Consider the following 15,116-nt stretch of genomic DNA (forward strand, 5'->3'; position numbering starts at 1 on the left):
GCGCGCCGCCGTGGGCTGCTCGCGCAGTTCCCCGCGCCCCTGACAGGGCCGGCAGGTGCCTCCCTCGCGAGTCCTGCCGGGGGTCGTGATGGTGCTCGGCCGAGAGATCGGGTGGGAGTGGTACAGCGGGTCTTGAGTCGCGGGGTGGCCGGTTGTTTGTGGGGGGCCGGAGGGCCAAAGGGGGTCAACTCGGCCCCTGACAAGGGGATTCGCCCCCGGATTGGTCTAGTCCTCAATTTGGTTCAGACCATTGACGTGGCCGGGACGGGATCGCTATCAATTCCTCACCCACTCGTACCGCACCCCGTGCTCCACCCCCCCCGGAGGCCGTCTTGCAACGCCGCAGACCCCTTGTCGCAGCCCTGAGCACCGCCGTGCTCGCCGCCGGCGCCCTGGCCGCCTTCGCGGGCCTCGGCACCGCATCCGCCGCGACCACCGCCCCAAGCGCCGCCGCCCCCTCGACCGGCGGCGTGAAGATCGCGTACTACGACCAGTGGAGCGTGTACGGGAACGCCTTCTACCCCAAGCACCTCGACACCCGGGGCATCGCGGGCAAGCTGGACGTCATCAACTACTCGTTCGGCAACATCGACCCCACCAACCTCACCTGTTTCGAGGCGAACAAGGCGGCGGGCGACGACAACAACCCCAACGCCGGTGACGGCGCGGGCGATTCGTTCGCCGACTACCAGAAGTCGTTCGGGGCCGCCGACAGCGTGAGCGGCGTCGCCGACACCTGGAACCAGCCGATCGTGGGCGTCTTCAACCAGTTCAAGGAACTGAAGGCGAAGTATCCCAAGTTGAAGATCAACATCTCGATCGGCGGCTGGACGTACTCCAAGTACTTCCACGACGCCGCCCTCACCGACGCCAGCCGCAAGAAGTTCGTGTCCTCCTGCATCGACCAGTACATCGCCGGCAACCTCCCGGTCGACGGCGGCTACGGCGGCGCGGGCGCGGCGGCCGGGATCTTCGACGGCGTCGACATCGACTGGGAGTACCCGGGCTCGCCCGACGGTCACCTCGGCAACCACTACGGCGCCGAGGACAAGGCCAACTACACCGCCCTGCTCGCCGAGTTCCGCAAGCAGCTGGACGCGTACGGCAGCGCGCACGGCGGCAAGCACTACCTCCTGACGGCGGCGCTCCCGGCGGGCCAGGACAAGATCAAGAACATCGAGACGGACAAGATCGGCGCGTACCTCGACTACGCGAACATCATGACGTACGACATGCACGGCGCCTGGAACGCGACCGGCCCCGCCTACCACCAGTCCCCGCTGGTCTCGCCCGCCAACGACCCGACGGACGTCATCAAGCCCGGCACCCAGAAGTACTCGATCTCCAACGCGATCGACTCCTGGATCGACGGCAACGCGGCCTACGGCATCGCGGGCGGCTTCCCCGCCAACAAGATCACGCTCGGGTACGAGTTCTACTACCGCGGCTGGAAGGGCGTCCCGGCGACCAACAACGGGCTCGCCCAGACCGCGACCGGGCCGTCCAACGCCCGGCCCACCAGCCAGGTCGCGGGCACCGCGCTCTACAAGGAGCTCGGCGGCATCGTCGACAACCCGGCCACCACCTTCTGGGACGCGGACGCGAAGGCCTCGTACTTCTACAAGGACGGCGAGTTCTTCACCGGCCTCGACCAGAAGTCCATCCAGGCCCGCGCCGACTACGCCCACCAGCGCGGTCTGGCCGGCGCGATGATGTACAGCCTGCTCGGCCTCGACGACAAGACCACGCTGCTCAACCAGATCGTGACCGCGGTCGGCTCCTCGCCCTCCTCGACCCCGGACCCGACGCCGACGGCCACCAACTCCCCGTCGCCGACGCCCACCGCGACCAACAGCCCGTCCCCGACGCCCGGCGGCTGCACCGCCACGGCGTGGGACAAGGCCGGGACGTACGTCGGCGGTACGACGGTCTCGTACGGCGGTCACAACTGGAAGGCCAAGTGGTGGACGCAGGGCGAGCAGCCCGGCACCACCGGCGACTGGGGTGTCTGGCAGGACCTCGGCGCCTGCTGACCCCGGCCCCCGCACACGCGGCCGCCCCGCTCCTCACCCTGTGGAGGAGCGGGGCGGCCGTCATCGTGCCGCCCGTCAGACCTGCTGCGGGCTGCGCGTGATCATCTTGGCGATGCGGTCCGGGGTGACCGCCCGCGAGTACAGCCAGCCCTGTCCGGTGTCACAGCCGATCCGGGCGAGCCGGTCGGCCTGTTCGGCGCTCTCCACGCACTCGGCGGTGACGGTGAGCCCGAGCCGGTGGGCGAGCTGGACCAGCGCCTCGACGATGGTCTCGTCGGCCGGGTTGGGGTGCGCGCCGCCCTCGTCGTACTGGAAGCCGCGCACGAACGAGCCGTCCAGCTTGAGGACGGAGACGGGCAGTCGGCTGAGGTAGGCGAGGTTGGAGTAGCCCGTGCCGAAGTCGTCGATCGCGATGTGCACGCCCATGTCCGACAGCGCCTGAAGGGCCTGGAGCGGGCGGCCCGCCGAACCCATCACCGCGGACTCGGTGAGCTCCAACTGGAGCAGATGGGGCGCGAGTTGGGTCTCCGCGAGGATCTCCGCCACGTCCGCCACCAGGTCGGAGTCCCACACCTGGCGCACGGCGACGTTGACGCTGACGAACACCGGCGGCACATCGGGGTGCTCGACCTGCCAGCGTCTGGCCTGTCGGCACGCGGTGCGCAGCACCCACTGGCCGAGCTGCACCACGGAGCCGTCCTCCTCGGCGATCCCGATGAACCGATTCGGCGGAAGCATCCCGAATTGTGGGTGATTCCAGCGGACCAGCGCCTCGACTCCGTGCACCACCCCGTCGGCCATTCCGACGAGCGGCTGGTACTCCAGCGTGAACTCGCCGCGCTCCACGGCCGGGCGGAGCGTGGAGGACAGCGCCTGCCGGGTCATGCGGTGGGCGTTGCGCTCGGGGTCGAAGAGCGTCCAACGGGCCTTCCCGTCGGCCTTCGCCCAGTACAGCGTGGTGTCGGCGGCCTGCATCAGGCCGGTCGCGGTGGTGCCGGCGCTGGCCCGCTCCACCACCCCGATCGAGGCCGACACCGACAGGCGCTGGCCCGCGAGGTCGAAGGGCCGCTGCAGCGCGTGCAGCACGGACCGTGCCAGCTCGGCCAGTTGCTCCGTACCCGTGGAGTCCTCGACCAGGACGGCGAACTCGTCGCCGCCGAGCCGCGCCACCAAGTGGCCGCCGCTGCGCGCGTACCCGGCCTGGTCGGCGCATTCGGTGAGGCGGCCCGCCACCGCGCTCAGCAGCCGGTCGCCGACCCGGTGGCCGAGCGTGTCGTTGACCGCCTTGAACCCGTCGAGGTCCAGGTAGCAGATCCCGATGCGGCCGGTGCCGTGGCCGTCGTACGCGGACGCTTCGAGCGCGGCGGTCAGCCGCTCGAAGAACAGGGTGCGGTTGGGCAGGCGGGTCACCGGGTCGTGCATCTGGAGGTGGCGCAGGCGGGCCTGGAGTTCGCGCCGGTCGCTGATGTCCGCGACCGAGAGCAGCACGCTGGAGCCGTCCGGTACGGGTGCGACGGTCACCTCGGCCCAGAGCGACTGCCCGTCGGGGTGCTTGAGGCGGCGGGTGCAGCGGAACCGGTCGCGGGCGCCGCGCAGCACCTCGTGGTAGGCGTGCCGGCCGCGGTTGTCGGCGGCGAGGTCGACGAGGTCGGCGGCGTCCTGGTCGTGCAGCGATGCCGGGTCGGTGCCGAGCAGTTCGGCGAGCGCGTCGTTCGCGGCGACGACCACGCCCTCGCGGTCGACGATCGCCATCGCGAGGTGGGCGGCGTTGAACGCGGCCCGGTAGTCGCTCGGTTCGGCGGCGCCGGGTCCGACCGCGTACCGCGCGCTCTGTTCGGCCCGCAGCCCGTCGAGGAGTTGGGCGGCCCGGGCGGCGAGCGAGCGGGCCCGTCGCTGTGCGGGGGAGTCCGGTGGGGGGCCGCTCTGTCCCCGGGGTTCCCGGGGGTGCTCGGGCAGGGGGTTTCCGGCGCGTTCCGCAGGGCGTTCCGCCAAGGCGCCCGAGATGCGGTCCGCATGACGCTCTGTGACGGGCGGCCGGATGGTCCCGGGTGCTTGACCCGGTCCTTCGGAGGTTCCGCTCACCGCTGGCTCCCGCAGTGCATCGAAGTTGTGCAGAGGTAGTACGGAGTGGTTCGGGGTCTTCGGCCGAGGTGGACGACGCCCCGGGAGGCCGCGTCCACGCAGGAAAGTGTGCCGATCATAGAGGCTGGCGCAAGGCGCGATCCAGCTTCGTCCTGGTGATCAAGAGCACCCGGAGTCGTGTGTCGATCGCTGACCGATCGTTTCTGCGCGGGTCTGGCCGGGCTCGGGCCTTCGGTGATCGGTCGTGACTTTGGGTAAGTCATCGGGGTGTCGGCCCTCTCACCCTTCCGGGGCAGCAAAACAGGGCGTATCGGTAGAAACCTGCACAAAGTGGGCGGGATGTTCCGCATCCCGCTCCCGGAGGTCGACGTGCAGCGTCAGCAGACACCCGGGGGAGTGGAGCGTGTCCGGCTGCGCGGAGCCGTGGCGGCGCTCACCTCCCTCACGGCGCTCGCCGCCATCTCTCTGGTGTCGGGGCCCGCCGTCGCGGTGAGCTCGGCCACGCCGTGCGCCCTGCCCAGGACCGACGCCCACCACTCGCTCGGCGTCGACACCTGGAACGCGGCCTACCCGCGCCCGGTCCGCACCCTCAACGCCGTCATGGTCTTCCTGTCCTTCCCGGACTCGAAGCCCGCCACCGCCCCCGATGACCTGGCGGCCGACTACTTCCCCGCCACCAGCCGCTTCTTCGAGCAGGCCTCGTACGGCAAGTTCCATCTGAATGCCGAGCCGCAGCGCCGCTGGGTGCGGATGCCCTCCGCGTCCACCTCGTACCGCATAGAGCGCGACTGGGACCCGGCGCAGCGCACCCGCTATCTGATGGACGCGATCAAGGCGGCCGACCCGACCACCGACTTCTCGAAGTACGACATCGTCTATCTGGTCGCCGACCCGGACGCGCCCGGGGTCGACTCCGACGCGACGAAGGTCGTGAACTTCGACCGGCCGGTGCGCGCGGACGGGCGGGACATCAACCGGGTCGTGACCGTCTTCGAGCACCACCCGCCGGACCGCAACGTGCTGGCCCACGAGACCGGACACGTCTTCGACCTGCCCGACCTCTACCACCGGCCGCAGGACGGCAAGAACGGCGACTGGGACACCTACGTCGGCGACTGGGATGTGATGGGCAGTCAGTTCGGCACGGCGCCCGACCTGTTCGGCTGGCAGAAGTGGAAGCTGGGCTGGCTCGACCGGCGGGAGGTCACCTGTGTGACGGGCGACGGCACGAGCCGCTTCACCCTGGAGCCCCTCTCCGCGTCCCCCGCGAAGGCGGGCCTCGCGGGCAAGCGCCTCGCGGTGGTGCGCACCGGCGAGGACCGGGCGATCGCGATCGAGGTACGGGACTCGGGCGGCCTGGACCGGGCCAGCTGCGACCAGGGCCTGCTCGTCTACCGGGTCCGCAGCGGGTCGGGCTCGGGCGGCGGGCCGGTCGAGGTGCTCGACGCGCACCCGGACACCGAGGCGTGCTGGGAGAGGTCGGTCTACCCGGCGCTCGCGGACGCGCCCGTCGCGCTCGGCGAGACGTTCACGGTGCCCGGCGAGGGCATCCGGATCGAGGCCGAGGGCCGGACGAAGTCGGGCGCCTGGACGGTCAAGATCTCGCACTGAGGCCGGGCCGTCGGCACACGAAGAAGCCCCCCGCTCGCGCGAGGGGCTTCTTCTGTCTGTGCGCCGCCAGGGACTCGAACCCCGGACCCGCTGATTAAGAGTCAGCTGCTCTAACCAACTGAGCTAGCGGCGCCTGCTGACGTCGTAGACATTAGCATCCTGATCCGCGCGAGGAAAAATCGATATGCGGGGAGCGTCCGTGGGCTCGTTCCTGGCGGCCCGGACACAGGCCCACAGCAGGACGTCGGGGCCCGGCAGCCAGGGCCGGCGGGTGTCGGGCGCCACCAGCCAGCGGGCCGCGCCCGTGTTGTCCGGGCCGGGGCGCACCAGCGCCGGGACGGTGACGGCGTCGCCCGAGCCGTGGCACAGGAGCGGCGGGACCGCGACGTCCGAGCCGTGCCACTCCTCCCACTCCAGGAGCGAGGGCAGGCGCTGTGCGGTGCCGGGGGCGGCGAACAGGAGCATCCGCCCGCGGTGGACCGCCACCGGACCCGAGCCGGGCCCCTCGGTCCACAGGTGGTCGAGCATGCGGCGCCCGAACATCGAGGGGACGTTCACGACGTCGAAGACCGTGCCGCAGGGCAGTACGCCGGGTGCGACCGGGCGGCCCTCCCAGAGGGCGAGGGTGCTGCGCGGGTGGGTGGCCGCGGACGAGAGCCAGGCGGCGCCGGCCGCGGTCACCTCGCCGACCTGGTGGCCGTCCTCGTCGCGCAGGCGCCGGAAGATGTCGAGCTCGTCCTCGCCCCCGGGCGCCGCCTCGCGGCGGCCGACCGCCGTGAGCGGGCCGCCGCCCGTCGCCGTCCCGTGAACGCCGCTTCCCCTGCCGTTGTCACTGCTCATGCTCTACGTCTACCGGGCGGCCACGTCCGCCTCCGGCTGCTTGGCGGAAACCGGGACAGGGCACGGCGGGAGGGCGTATCTTGCGCTCCGGCATATGCCCCGGGCTCGTGGTCGAACGGTCCCGGACCGCCTCAGGGCGTCTCGCCGCCGCGCAGCAGATCGCGGCCGAACTCGATCATCTTCTTCGCGTAGTCCTCGGTCCACTGGGCCCGTTCCGCAACGTCGGCGGGGGTCAGCCGGTCGAAGCGGCGGGGGTCGGCGAGCTGCGCCGCCGCGATCGCCTGGAACTCGACCGCCCGGTCCGCCGCGGCCCGGAAGGCCAGGGCCAGCTCGGTCGAGCGGGTCAGGAGCGCCCGGGGGTCCTCCATGGACTCCAGGTCGAAGAAGTGCTCCGGGTCGGCGGTGGCCTCGGACGGCTCGAAGAGCAGCGGAGCCGGCCTCAGCCGCTGCCGCTCCTCTTTCCGCTCGTGCTCCGGCATGTCTGTCCTCCCACGGGCAGCTCGACGCTCGGGCTCCGGGGCGCCCGGGCCACCGTCCATTGTCCCGCCCCCGCGCAAGGGGGCCTTCCGGGGGCCTCTGCCCGGAGCTGCCCCCGCGCATTCGAATCCCCCCATCGGAACGGGTGTGCGCCGGTGGCCGCGGCGGGCCGAGCCTCGTGCCCGCCGGCCGCCCGGCGTGCGGGAGCTGGTGTGGGTCAGGGTTGCCAGGTGACGCGCTGCTCGGCGAGATGGGCCAGGACCGCGTGGTTCGCCTCCCACCCGTCCGGGGCTGTCACCCTCGGCCGCCTCCGGCGGCGTGCCGGACTCCGTCCGGCGAGGGGGCGGTGCCGGGCCGGACGCCCGCCGACCAGATGCCCGGTGCGCCGGTCAGGGTCGCCAGACCACCCGGTGTTCGGACCAGTGATCCCATGTGGACATCATTGCCTCCCACCCGTCCGGGAACTTCACCGTCACGCCCAGCTGGACCGGTTCCGTCGAGGGGTGGTCGTCCAGGAGGTCGGTCACACCCGCGCGGCACACCACGATGCAGGCGTGCCGGTGCCGTGAGGCCAGGACGCACAGGCGGCCCGTCTCCAGGTGGAAGGCCGTCGCGTCCGGGCGGCCCGAGAGGGGGTGCAGGACGACCGTCACGTCGAACTCCCTTCCCTGGAGCCGGTTCGCGGTGTCGACCGCCACCCCGCTCACGCCGAGCTCCGCCAGCGCCGCCCGGATCGCGGCCGCCTGGTCGCGGTGCGCGGTGCCGACCGCGATCCGGTCGGCGGTGAGCGGGACCGGGTCGGGGGAGCGCTCGCTGGTCGCGGCGCCGCCCCGGTCCAGGAGGCGGCGTACGACCTGGGCGGCCGCGCGGACCGCCTCCGGGTCGGTGCGCGGGGTGTGGCGGGCCGGCAGTTCGAGCAGGGCCCAGCCCGACTCGGCCGCCTCGTCCAGCGCGCGGTCCGGTGCCGAGCCGTCCGAGGCGACGCCGAAGGCGAGCCGCCGGTCGCCGTGACCGGTGCCGCTGCGGAACGGCGTGAACGGGTAGAACGCGTTCGAGACCAGCGGCGCCGCCGACGCCGGGAGCCGCCAGGACACCGGCAGGCGGTGCTGCGGCAGCTCCGGGTTGTGCGCGAGCAGCGTGGAGACCGCGCTCGCCGACGGGTCGTAGGAGAGCCCCGCCCACTGCTCGGCGTCGGCGATCGCGAACGGGTCGAGCTGGCCCGGGTCCCCCACGAACAGCGCCCGCTCGAAGAGCCCGGCGACGGCCAGCAGCGCGTCGGAGCGCATCTGGTAGGCCTCGTCCACGATCGCGTGCCGCCAGGGCTCGACGTCCTTCACGTGCGCCCACTTCGCGGCCGTCGAGATCACCACGTCGAGCCCCGCGAGATCGCCCGCCTTCGACGACTTGCGGACGTTCTCCAGCTCGTCGAGCGCCTTGTCGTACGGGTCGCTGTCGCTGCTGTGCAGCCGGCCGACCGGCAGCCCGGGTGCCTTCTCGGCGAGGCGCACCACCAGGTCGTCGACCTGCGAGTTGGTCTGCGCGACCACCATCAACGGGCGGCCCGCCGCGACCAGTTCGAGGGCCGCGCGGACCACGAGCGTGGACTTGCCCGCGCCCGGCGGCGAGTCGACGACGACGCCGCGCGCCGAGCCGTGCAGGGTGTCGGCGAGGATCGCCTCGGTGGCCGCGGTCGCCGCGGCCCCGGGATCGAAGACGGTCACAGGAGGTCCTCGGGGGTCGGTGCGTCGGGCTGTTCCGCGGTGGCGGCGCCGGGCGGCCCGCCGTGCGTCCAGGGGGTGGCCTCGGGGTCGGGCAGCTTGGGTGCGCCGCGCTGCTCGTGCTCGAACAGCGTCCAGCAGATCCGGTCGCCCTTCTCGGGGACGGAGCCGGGCGCGGGGTCCTTGGCGCGGCCCATCTTGTCCAGGACGCGCAGCACGAGCGCGCCGCCGGGCTCGTACGCCACGAACTCGGCCTTCTGCGGCTTGCCGTCGAGCGAGCGGTAGACCTTCGCGCCCTCGGCGAGGTGCGGGGCGTCGTCCGTGCGCAGGGTGAGCAGCGGGCGGGGGCTCGGGCGTTTGGACTCCGACCAGGCCGGGGTCACCTCGACGACCTCGCCCGCGAACGCCTCGCCCGAGAGCCTGCGGCCCGCCATCACCAGCGGGTCGTCCAAGGCCTCGCCCGCCTCCAGCTCGGCCTGCGCGCGCTCGCGGCGCAGCAGTTTGGTGGCGGCGGTCACCGCGTCGTCGCGGCGGGGCTGGGGCGGCTCGCCCGCGGTGATCCGGTCGCGGTGCCCGGTGAACGACCAGCGGTCGCTCGTCCAGCGCGCGGCTGCCCGGTCGCCCTCGGGGAGCTCGCGGAGCAGATCGAGGGCGCGCCACACCGCCGACCAGGTCGGCATGAGCTGGGCCGCGAGCAGACGGCGGATCTCCCGCTCCGCCGCGGTCAGTTGACCGAGGCGGTCGTCCGCGGCCAGGCCGTCCTCGGCCGCCTGCAGGGCCTGGCGGGCCCGGTCGTAGCGCTCCACGGCGGGCGCGAGCAGCCGGTTGTCGAAGGCCGGGTCGGTGGCCGGGCCGGCCGGCGGGCACAGGAGCTGGCCGTCCGCGCCCCGGGCCAGCTCGGCCCGCAGCGCCGCCTCGGCCCCTGGCTCCCCGGCGGGCGGGTCGATCCAGGCGAGCAGGGCACCCAGGTGCTGGTCCTCCAGGCTGGACTGGCCGGTCGCCCAGTGCCGGTTCAGGAGGTCGGTCGCGGCGAGCAGCAGCGCGGCGCCGGGGGTACGGGCGCGCTCGGCGTAGTGCGTGAACCAGCGGCCGAGCAGGGGGACCCGGGGCGGCGCCGGGTAGGGCGCGTCGGGGTCCTGCTCGGCGGTGCGGCGAAAGCGCATCGAGCGGCCGAGCAGGCGGACGAAGTCGACACCGGCCCGGCCGGGGACGATCAACTGCGGCGCGTCGGCGCACAGTTCGACCTCGACCTTGGTCTTCTTTCCGGTCTCCGGGTCGGTCTCGGAGCGCTCGGTGAGCTCGATGTCGGCCGCGTACGCGTCAAGGTACGGCAGTACGGCCTCGGCGAGGTCGGCCAGGAACGTGAAGCGCAGGTCGCGGTCCCGGGGCTGGGGGACCACGAGCAGTGTCGGCGCGTTGCGGTCGGTGCCGACCAGGGCGCCGAGCGGGGCGCCCGCCTCGCCCGCCGTGGTGAGCGGCACGAACACGAGGGGCCGCTCGCTCAGATGGCGGTGGCGGACGGTGGCCAGCGGCTGGGCACGGCCGGACTCGACGGCCTCCAGACGGGCGAGCGTGGCGATCAGTGACACGGGGCACCCGCCTCCGCGCGCAGGGCGGCCGCGCGGCGGACCGCCGCCACCGTCGGGTCCGCCGGGTCGCCCGACTCGCCGCGCGCGGCCGCGAGGACCTCTTCGACGGTCGTCAGGGAGCCGAGCTCGCCCCGCAGGGAGCGGCCGAGCGCGGTCACCGTGCCCTGTTCGCGGGCCCGGCCGCGGCAGTGGAAGGCCAGCTCGCAGGCGGCCAGGCACTCCGGCGCGTAGACCGCGGGCACGGCCTCGACGGCGGTGGCGAGGGACGCGCCGGACTGGCCGTCGAGGTCGAACGTGGTGCCCGGGGGCAGCTCGTCCGCGATGTCCTCGATCCGGGACAGCCGCGTCAACTGCCGCCGGGTCACGGCGAGTTGCTTGCGCACGTCGACGACGGAGGCGGTCGGCAGGTTGGAGAAGTCCCGGGGGCAGACGAGCAGCACCGAATGGTCCACCGAGGCGCCCTTGGTGAGCACCGCGACCCGCTCAAGGGCCAGCACGTACACCGCGGACTGGCGGGCGGCCGCGCCGACCTTCGACGGGTCGGCCGCCGCGTCGATCATCGGGAAGGACTTGATCTCGACGACCGTCCAGCGGCCGTCGGGGTGGACCACCACCGCGTCCGGCTCCAGGTAGGCGGGGGAGCCCGCGACCTCCAGGGCCAGCATCGGATGGTCGAGCAGCGCCCAGCCGCCGGCCTCGGTGGCCTCGCGCAGGGCGAGCGCGGTGCGGGCCGCGCGGCCCTCGGGGCCCGCCGCCGCGAGATCGGGGGTGGGGGCCTGGCCCGGCGGCTCGGCGCCCTCGCCCATCCGCTCGTGCAGCAGGCGCAGCAGTTCGGTGCCGCCGTCGCCCTTCACCTTGGCCTCGAAGGCATTGCCGCGCATGAAGGCGAACTGGGACTGGCCGAAGGCCGCCGACGGCGAGCCGATCGCCTCGGCGAGCGCGCCCTTGTCGACACCGGCGCCGTCCAGGAGGGCGCGTCTGCGGCAGCCCGGGTTCGCGGCGAGGGCCGCGAGTGCCCGTGCGTCCAGCGGCCGGGCCGGGGTGGCCGGGCCGCGCAGTTCAGCGAGCCGTCGACGGAGCGCCGTCGTCGGCTTCTGCTCGGGTGCCGGAGGACGTCCGCTGCCCAGGGATTCGCTCACCCGCCGAAGTCTCGCATCCGGCACTGACAATCGAGGAGCCAGTGGTGGAAGAGGCGGGTGCGAAGCGGGTCCGTACGCGCTCCGCGAGGCGCAACAGGGGCCGCGAGAGCAGCAGACCGAGGCCCATCACGGCGACGCCCGCGACCGCGTCGAGCAGATAGTGGTTGGCCGTGCCCATCACGACGAACGTGATGGTCAGCGGGTAGGCGACGGCGGCGATCCTGGTGATCCGGCTGCCGCCGAACCGCCACAGCATGACCCCGCACCACAGGGCCCACCCGACGTGCAGGCTGGGCATCGCGGCGAACTGGTTCGTCATGCCGCCGAGCCCGCGCGGCGCGCTGGCCTCGCCGCCCCACCAGCCGTGCGAGCTGTACTGGGCCATCGTGTCGGTGAAGCCGTGGACCGCCGGGAGCAGCCGGGGCGGGCAGGTCGGCAGGAAGGTGAAGCCGATCAGGCCGAGCAGGGTCGAGGTCATCAGCCAGCCGCGGGCCGCCCGGTACTGCGTGGGGCGGCGGCGGAACATCCAGATCAGGACGGCCGGGGTGATGACGTAGTGCAGTGAGGCGTATATGAAGTCGGCGGGTATGCCCAGGGCCGGGGTGTGCGTGAACAGCCGGTTCAGCGGGTGCTCGGCGTTGAGGTGGAGGGCCTTCTCCAGGCGCAGGATGGACAGACCGTGCTCGACGGCCCGCGCCTCGTCACCGCGTACGATCAGCCGACCGAGCGTGTACGCCCCGTAGATGAGCGCGATGAGTGGGAGTTCGGTCCACCAGCGCGGTCGCGTGGCGTGCTGCGGCGGCTGCATCCGGCAGGTTCCCCCAACTGGTCCTCGGGCTGCCCGCTGGGGGCCTCCGGGTTTTCGACGTGCGTTCAACCGTACGGTGTAAGTGATGGCCTTCACGCAGCACCCCGGCGTTCGGGACAGACGCCCAGGTCCGGCTCTTGGTTGCTTCGGGACGTGCGCGATGATGGATAGGGAACATTTCGTACGGATCGGGAGAGAACACCCATGGCAGCCGCCGCACCGCGCATCCTGCTGGCCCGGCACGGGCAGACCGAGTGGTCGCTCGCGGGCAAGCACACCGGCCGGACCGACATCCCCCTCCTGGAGGAGGGCCGCCGCGGCGCGAAGCTGCTCGGCGAGCGGCTGCACCGCGAGCCGTGGGGCGGGCTGCCCGGGGTCGAGGTCCGCACCAGCCCGCTCGTGCGGGCGGCCGAGACGTGCGAGCTCGCGGGCTTCGGGGAGCGGGCCGAGCCGTGGGACGCGCTCATGGAGTTCGACTACGGCGCGTACGAGGGCATGGCGCCGCCCGAGATCCAGGCCGTGCGGCCCGGCTGGTTCATCTGGCGGGACGGGGTGCCGGACGGGGAGACCCTGGCGGAGATCTCGGCGCGGGCGGACGAGGTGGTCGCCTGGGCGCGGTCTGCCGGGCGGGACGTGCTGGTGTTCGCCCACGGGCACATCCTGCGGGTGATCGCGGCGCGGTGGCTGGGCGAGGACGTGTCCTTCGCGGCCCGCATCCGGCTCGACCCGACGTCGCTGTCGGTGCTCGGGTGGGCGTACGGGGAGCCGGCGGTTGAGCGGTGGAACGACACGGGGCACCTTGAGCGGTGAGCAACGGGGGGGGGTTTACCTCGGCCCCGGGGGGTTTGCCCACCCTCCCCCAAGCTCTTAATGAGCAGGGGGGACCCCCATCCCGTGCGGCGGGTTGGATGAGCTGAGCCCTGGGGCTCCGCCCCAGACCCCGTTCGGGGCTCCGCCCCAGACCCCGTTCGCGCCTGGACGGCGCTCGTCCTCAATCGCCGGACGGGCTGTAGGTGCCCCAGTACCGGTACTGCCAGGGGCGCGGGGAACTGCGCGATCAGCCACGCACGGTCCGCGGGCGAAGGCGGGGTTGGGGGCGCGGGGAACTGCGCGAACGGCCCTACGGTGACCGCGCTCGGCCGCTCCCTGCGGGGTGGGCGGGGGCTACACCGCCACCGCCGACCGGCGTTCCAGGAAGGCGGCCACCTCGGGGGACGCCCGGTGGGGGGCCAGGATGCGGGACGTGTCGGCCAGCATCGCCTGGATTCGGGTGGACTGGACCTGGCTGAGGAGGTCGAGGACCGCCTGCCCGGCCGCCGCGGATTCGGCGGGGGCGCCGGCCCGGGCGAGGTCGTCGGCCAGTTCGGCCCGGTAGAGCGCCAGGTTGCGTGCGAAGTGCGGGTCCTGGAGGGCCGCCGCCCGGTGGGCGTGACGGGCCGCCCGCGACCAGTCGCCGAGCGCCGACCAGCACTGTGCCTGCAGCATCTCCAGCTCGGCTTCCACGAAGAAGGTCATCCACTCCGGGTCGGCATCCGTGGCACCCCGCGCGAAGTGGGCATGGGCCCGCGTGAGCGACTCCTCGCACGCCGAGCGGTCGCCGAGCCCCGCCCACCCGCCGGCCTCGCGCAGCGCGAGCAGGGACAGCAGCCGGGGCGAACCGAGCGCCCGGGCGGCCCGCTCGCCCGCCTGCGCCGCCCGCATCGCCTCGCGCGGCCGCCCCATGTCCCGGGCCAGGAACGACATGTTGCAGAACGCGTGCGCCTCAAGGCCCGGGTCGCCGGCGAGCCGGGACGTGGCGAGCGCCTCCGCGTAGTGCGACTGGGCCTCGCCGAAGCGGCCCGAATCGTGCGCCAACCAGCCCACGGAGATGGCCAGTTCACCGGCGCCGGTGTGCAGCCGCTCCTGTGTGGAGGGCCGGGACGCGCTCGCGTCGAGCAGGGCGTAGGCGGTGCGCAGCGGCTGGGCGGCCCGTTGGTAGAGCCCGTCGGCGCCGTGCCGGTCGTCCAGGAGCCTGATCCTGCGCACCGCGTCCTCGACGGCGCTCACCTCGGCCTCGCCGACGCGCTGGGTGGCATGGGCGGTTGCCGGGCCGAGGCCCAGCGAGACGGCCGCCACGGTGGCGGTGGAGCCCGTCATGAATGCGCGACGCAGCACGTCGCTCTCCTCGTGGTTCTGGTGGTGTTGGTGGGACGAGTCGTGCGGGGGCGGTTCGGTGGGGCGGGGCGTGAGGTGGAGCAGGGCTGCTGTGCCGGAGGCCGGCCGCGCCCCCCGTCCACGTACCGTTTCTCTCGCCGAGAACCCCAGATCCGCAAGGGTCAAACCCGGGAACATGAACCGGAAGACCCGTTCGTAGGCGTAATTGGGACAGCGGATCTCGCCGTTCTCCACGCGTCCGATGTAGCGGGCGTCGCAGGCGACCTGCTCGCCGATCTCGCGCGCGGCGCGGCGGACCGCGGCCGCGAACTCGCCCGGTGAGCGGGCGCCCCTCAACTGCCGGAAGGCCAGGTTGGGTTCGCGGGTGAGCCGGCCCGGACTCTGCGGGGTCCGCGTGTTCACCCGGGGGTCTGCCTGGGGATCTGGTGACGACGCCATGGCTGGACAGCTCTCTCTGGCGGGGTGATGCGGAGCAAGAACGTACCTGCTGTGACGGGTCGCTCACACAGCGTTTGCCTACAAAACGGATATCTCACCCGCGATCCGCCATGAACTGCCATCCTTTGCGGCGGCGTGCCGCCGTTCCCCTTGACGCGCAAGGGCGTTGAACCCTGTGGAGAGCACCAGAACACCGCGCGACGCGGAGGGCTTGCCTTGTTGGAGGA

At 73.0% G+C, this 15,116-nt stretch carries 11 protein-coding genes and 1 tRNA gene; 3 read left to right on the forward strand and 9 right to left on the reverse strand.

Annotation, left to right across the window (positions count from 1 at the left end; translation table 11 throughout):
* Positions 1 to 332: 332 nt before the first annotated feature.
* Positions 333 to 2,033, forward strand: a complete 1,701-nt coding sequence (locus IE267_RS30690) for a glycosyl hydrolase family 18 protein (RefSeq protein ID WP_167153038.1) — start codon at positions 333 to 335, stop codon at positions 2,031 to 2,033.
* A gap of 75 nt (positions 2,034 to 2,108) precedes the next feature.
* On the opposite strand, the gene IE267_RS30695 is transcribed toward IE267_RS30690, so the two are convergent.
* On the reverse strand, positions 2,109 to 3,878 hold the full coding sequence (locus tag IE267_RS30695; RefSeq protein ID WP_229861512.1) for a putative bifunctional diguanylate cyclase/phosphodiesterase: 1,770 nt from the start codon (positions 3,876 to 3,878) through the stop codon (positions 2,109 to 2,111).
* 576 nt (positions 3,879 to 4,454) lie between these two features.
* On the opposite strand from IE267_RS30695, the gene IE267_RS30700 reads away from it, so the two are divergent.
* Positions 4,455 to 5,726 (forward strand): M6 family metalloprotease domain-containing protein, encoded by a 1,272-nt coding sequence (locus IE267_RS30700; RefSeq protein WP_167153039.1) that lies wholly within the window; start codon positions 4,455 to 4,457, stop codon positions 5,724 to 5,726.
* Positions 5,727 to 5,785: 59 nt separating this feature from the next.
* Here IE267_RS30700 and IE267_RS30705 read toward each other — a convergent pair.
* From IE267_RS30705 to IE267_RS30735, 7 genes are all read right to left on the reverse strand, one after another.
* A tRNA-Lys gene (locus IE267_RS30705) sits at positions 5,786 to 5,859 on the reverse strand.
* Entirely contained in the window at positions 5,850 to 6,566 is a 717-nt protein-coding gene (locus tag IE267_RS30710; RefSeq protein WP_189765421.1) for a bifunctional DNA primase/polymerase, read from the reverse strand. The genes IE267_RS30705 and IE267_RS30710 overlap by 10 nt, the downstream gene beginning before the upstream one ends.
* 131 nt (positions 6,567 to 6,697) lie before the next feature.
* Entirely contained in the window at positions 6,698 to 7,045 is a 348-nt protein-coding gene (locus tag IE267_RS30715) for a DUF8844 domain-containing protein (protein WP_161245365.1), read from the reverse strand.
* A 387-nt stretch (positions 7,046 to 7,432) separates the two neighbouring features.
* On the reverse strand, positions 7,433 to 8,764 hold the full coding sequence (locus IE267_RS30720; protein WP_189765422.1) for an AAA domain-containing protein: 1,332 nt from the start codon (positions 8,762 to 8,764) through the stop codon (positions 7,433 to 7,435).
* A complete protein-coding gene (locus IE267_RS30725) occupies positions 8,761 to 10,350 on the reverse strand; it encodes a hypothetical protein (protein WP_189765423.1) in 1,590 nt (529 codons plus the stop codon). Before IE267_RS30725 ends, IE267_RS30720 begins: the two co-directional genes overlap by 4 nt.
* Entirely contained in the window at positions 10,341 to 11,489 is a 1,149-nt protein-coding gene (locus tag IE267_RS30730) for a hypothetical protein (RefSeq protein ID WP_189765424.1), read from the reverse strand. Before IE267_RS30730 ends, IE267_RS30725 begins: the two co-directional genes overlap by 10 nt.
* Positions 11,410 to 12,297 carry a phosphatase PAP2 family protein gene (locus IE267_RS30735; protein ID WP_161245361.1) on the reverse strand — a complete coding sequence of 296 codons (888 nt, stop codon included), beginning with the start codon at positions 12,295 to 12,297 and terminating at the stop codon, positions 11,410 to 11,412. Before IE267_RS30735 ends, IE267_RS30730 begins: the two co-directional genes overlap by 80 nt.
* 204 nt (positions 12,298 to 12,501) lie before the next feature.
* Between IE267_RS30735 and IE267_RS30740 the strand changes: the two genes are divergently transcribed.
* Entirely contained in the window at positions 12,502 to 13,107 is a 606-nt protein-coding gene (locus IE267_RS30740) for a histidine phosphatase family protein (RefSeq protein WP_167153043.1), read from the forward strand.
* A gap of 354 nt (positions 13,108 to 13,461) precedes the next feature.
* Here IE267_RS30740 and IE267_RS30745 read toward each other — a convergent pair whose 3' ends face one another.
* Entirely contained in the window at positions 13,462 to 14,889 is a 1,428-nt protein-coding gene (locus tag IE267_RS30745; protein WP_373304612.1) for an NsdA family TPR-like regulatory protein, read from the reverse strand.
* Positions 14,890 to 15,116 lie beyond the last annotated feature (227 nt).

The sequence above is a fragment of the Streptomyces xanthochromogenes genome (assembly GCF_014650455.1).
GTDB classification, from domain to species: Bacteria; Actinomycetota; Actinomycetes; order Streptomycetales; family Streptomycetaceae; genus Streptomyces; species Streptomyces xanthochromogenes.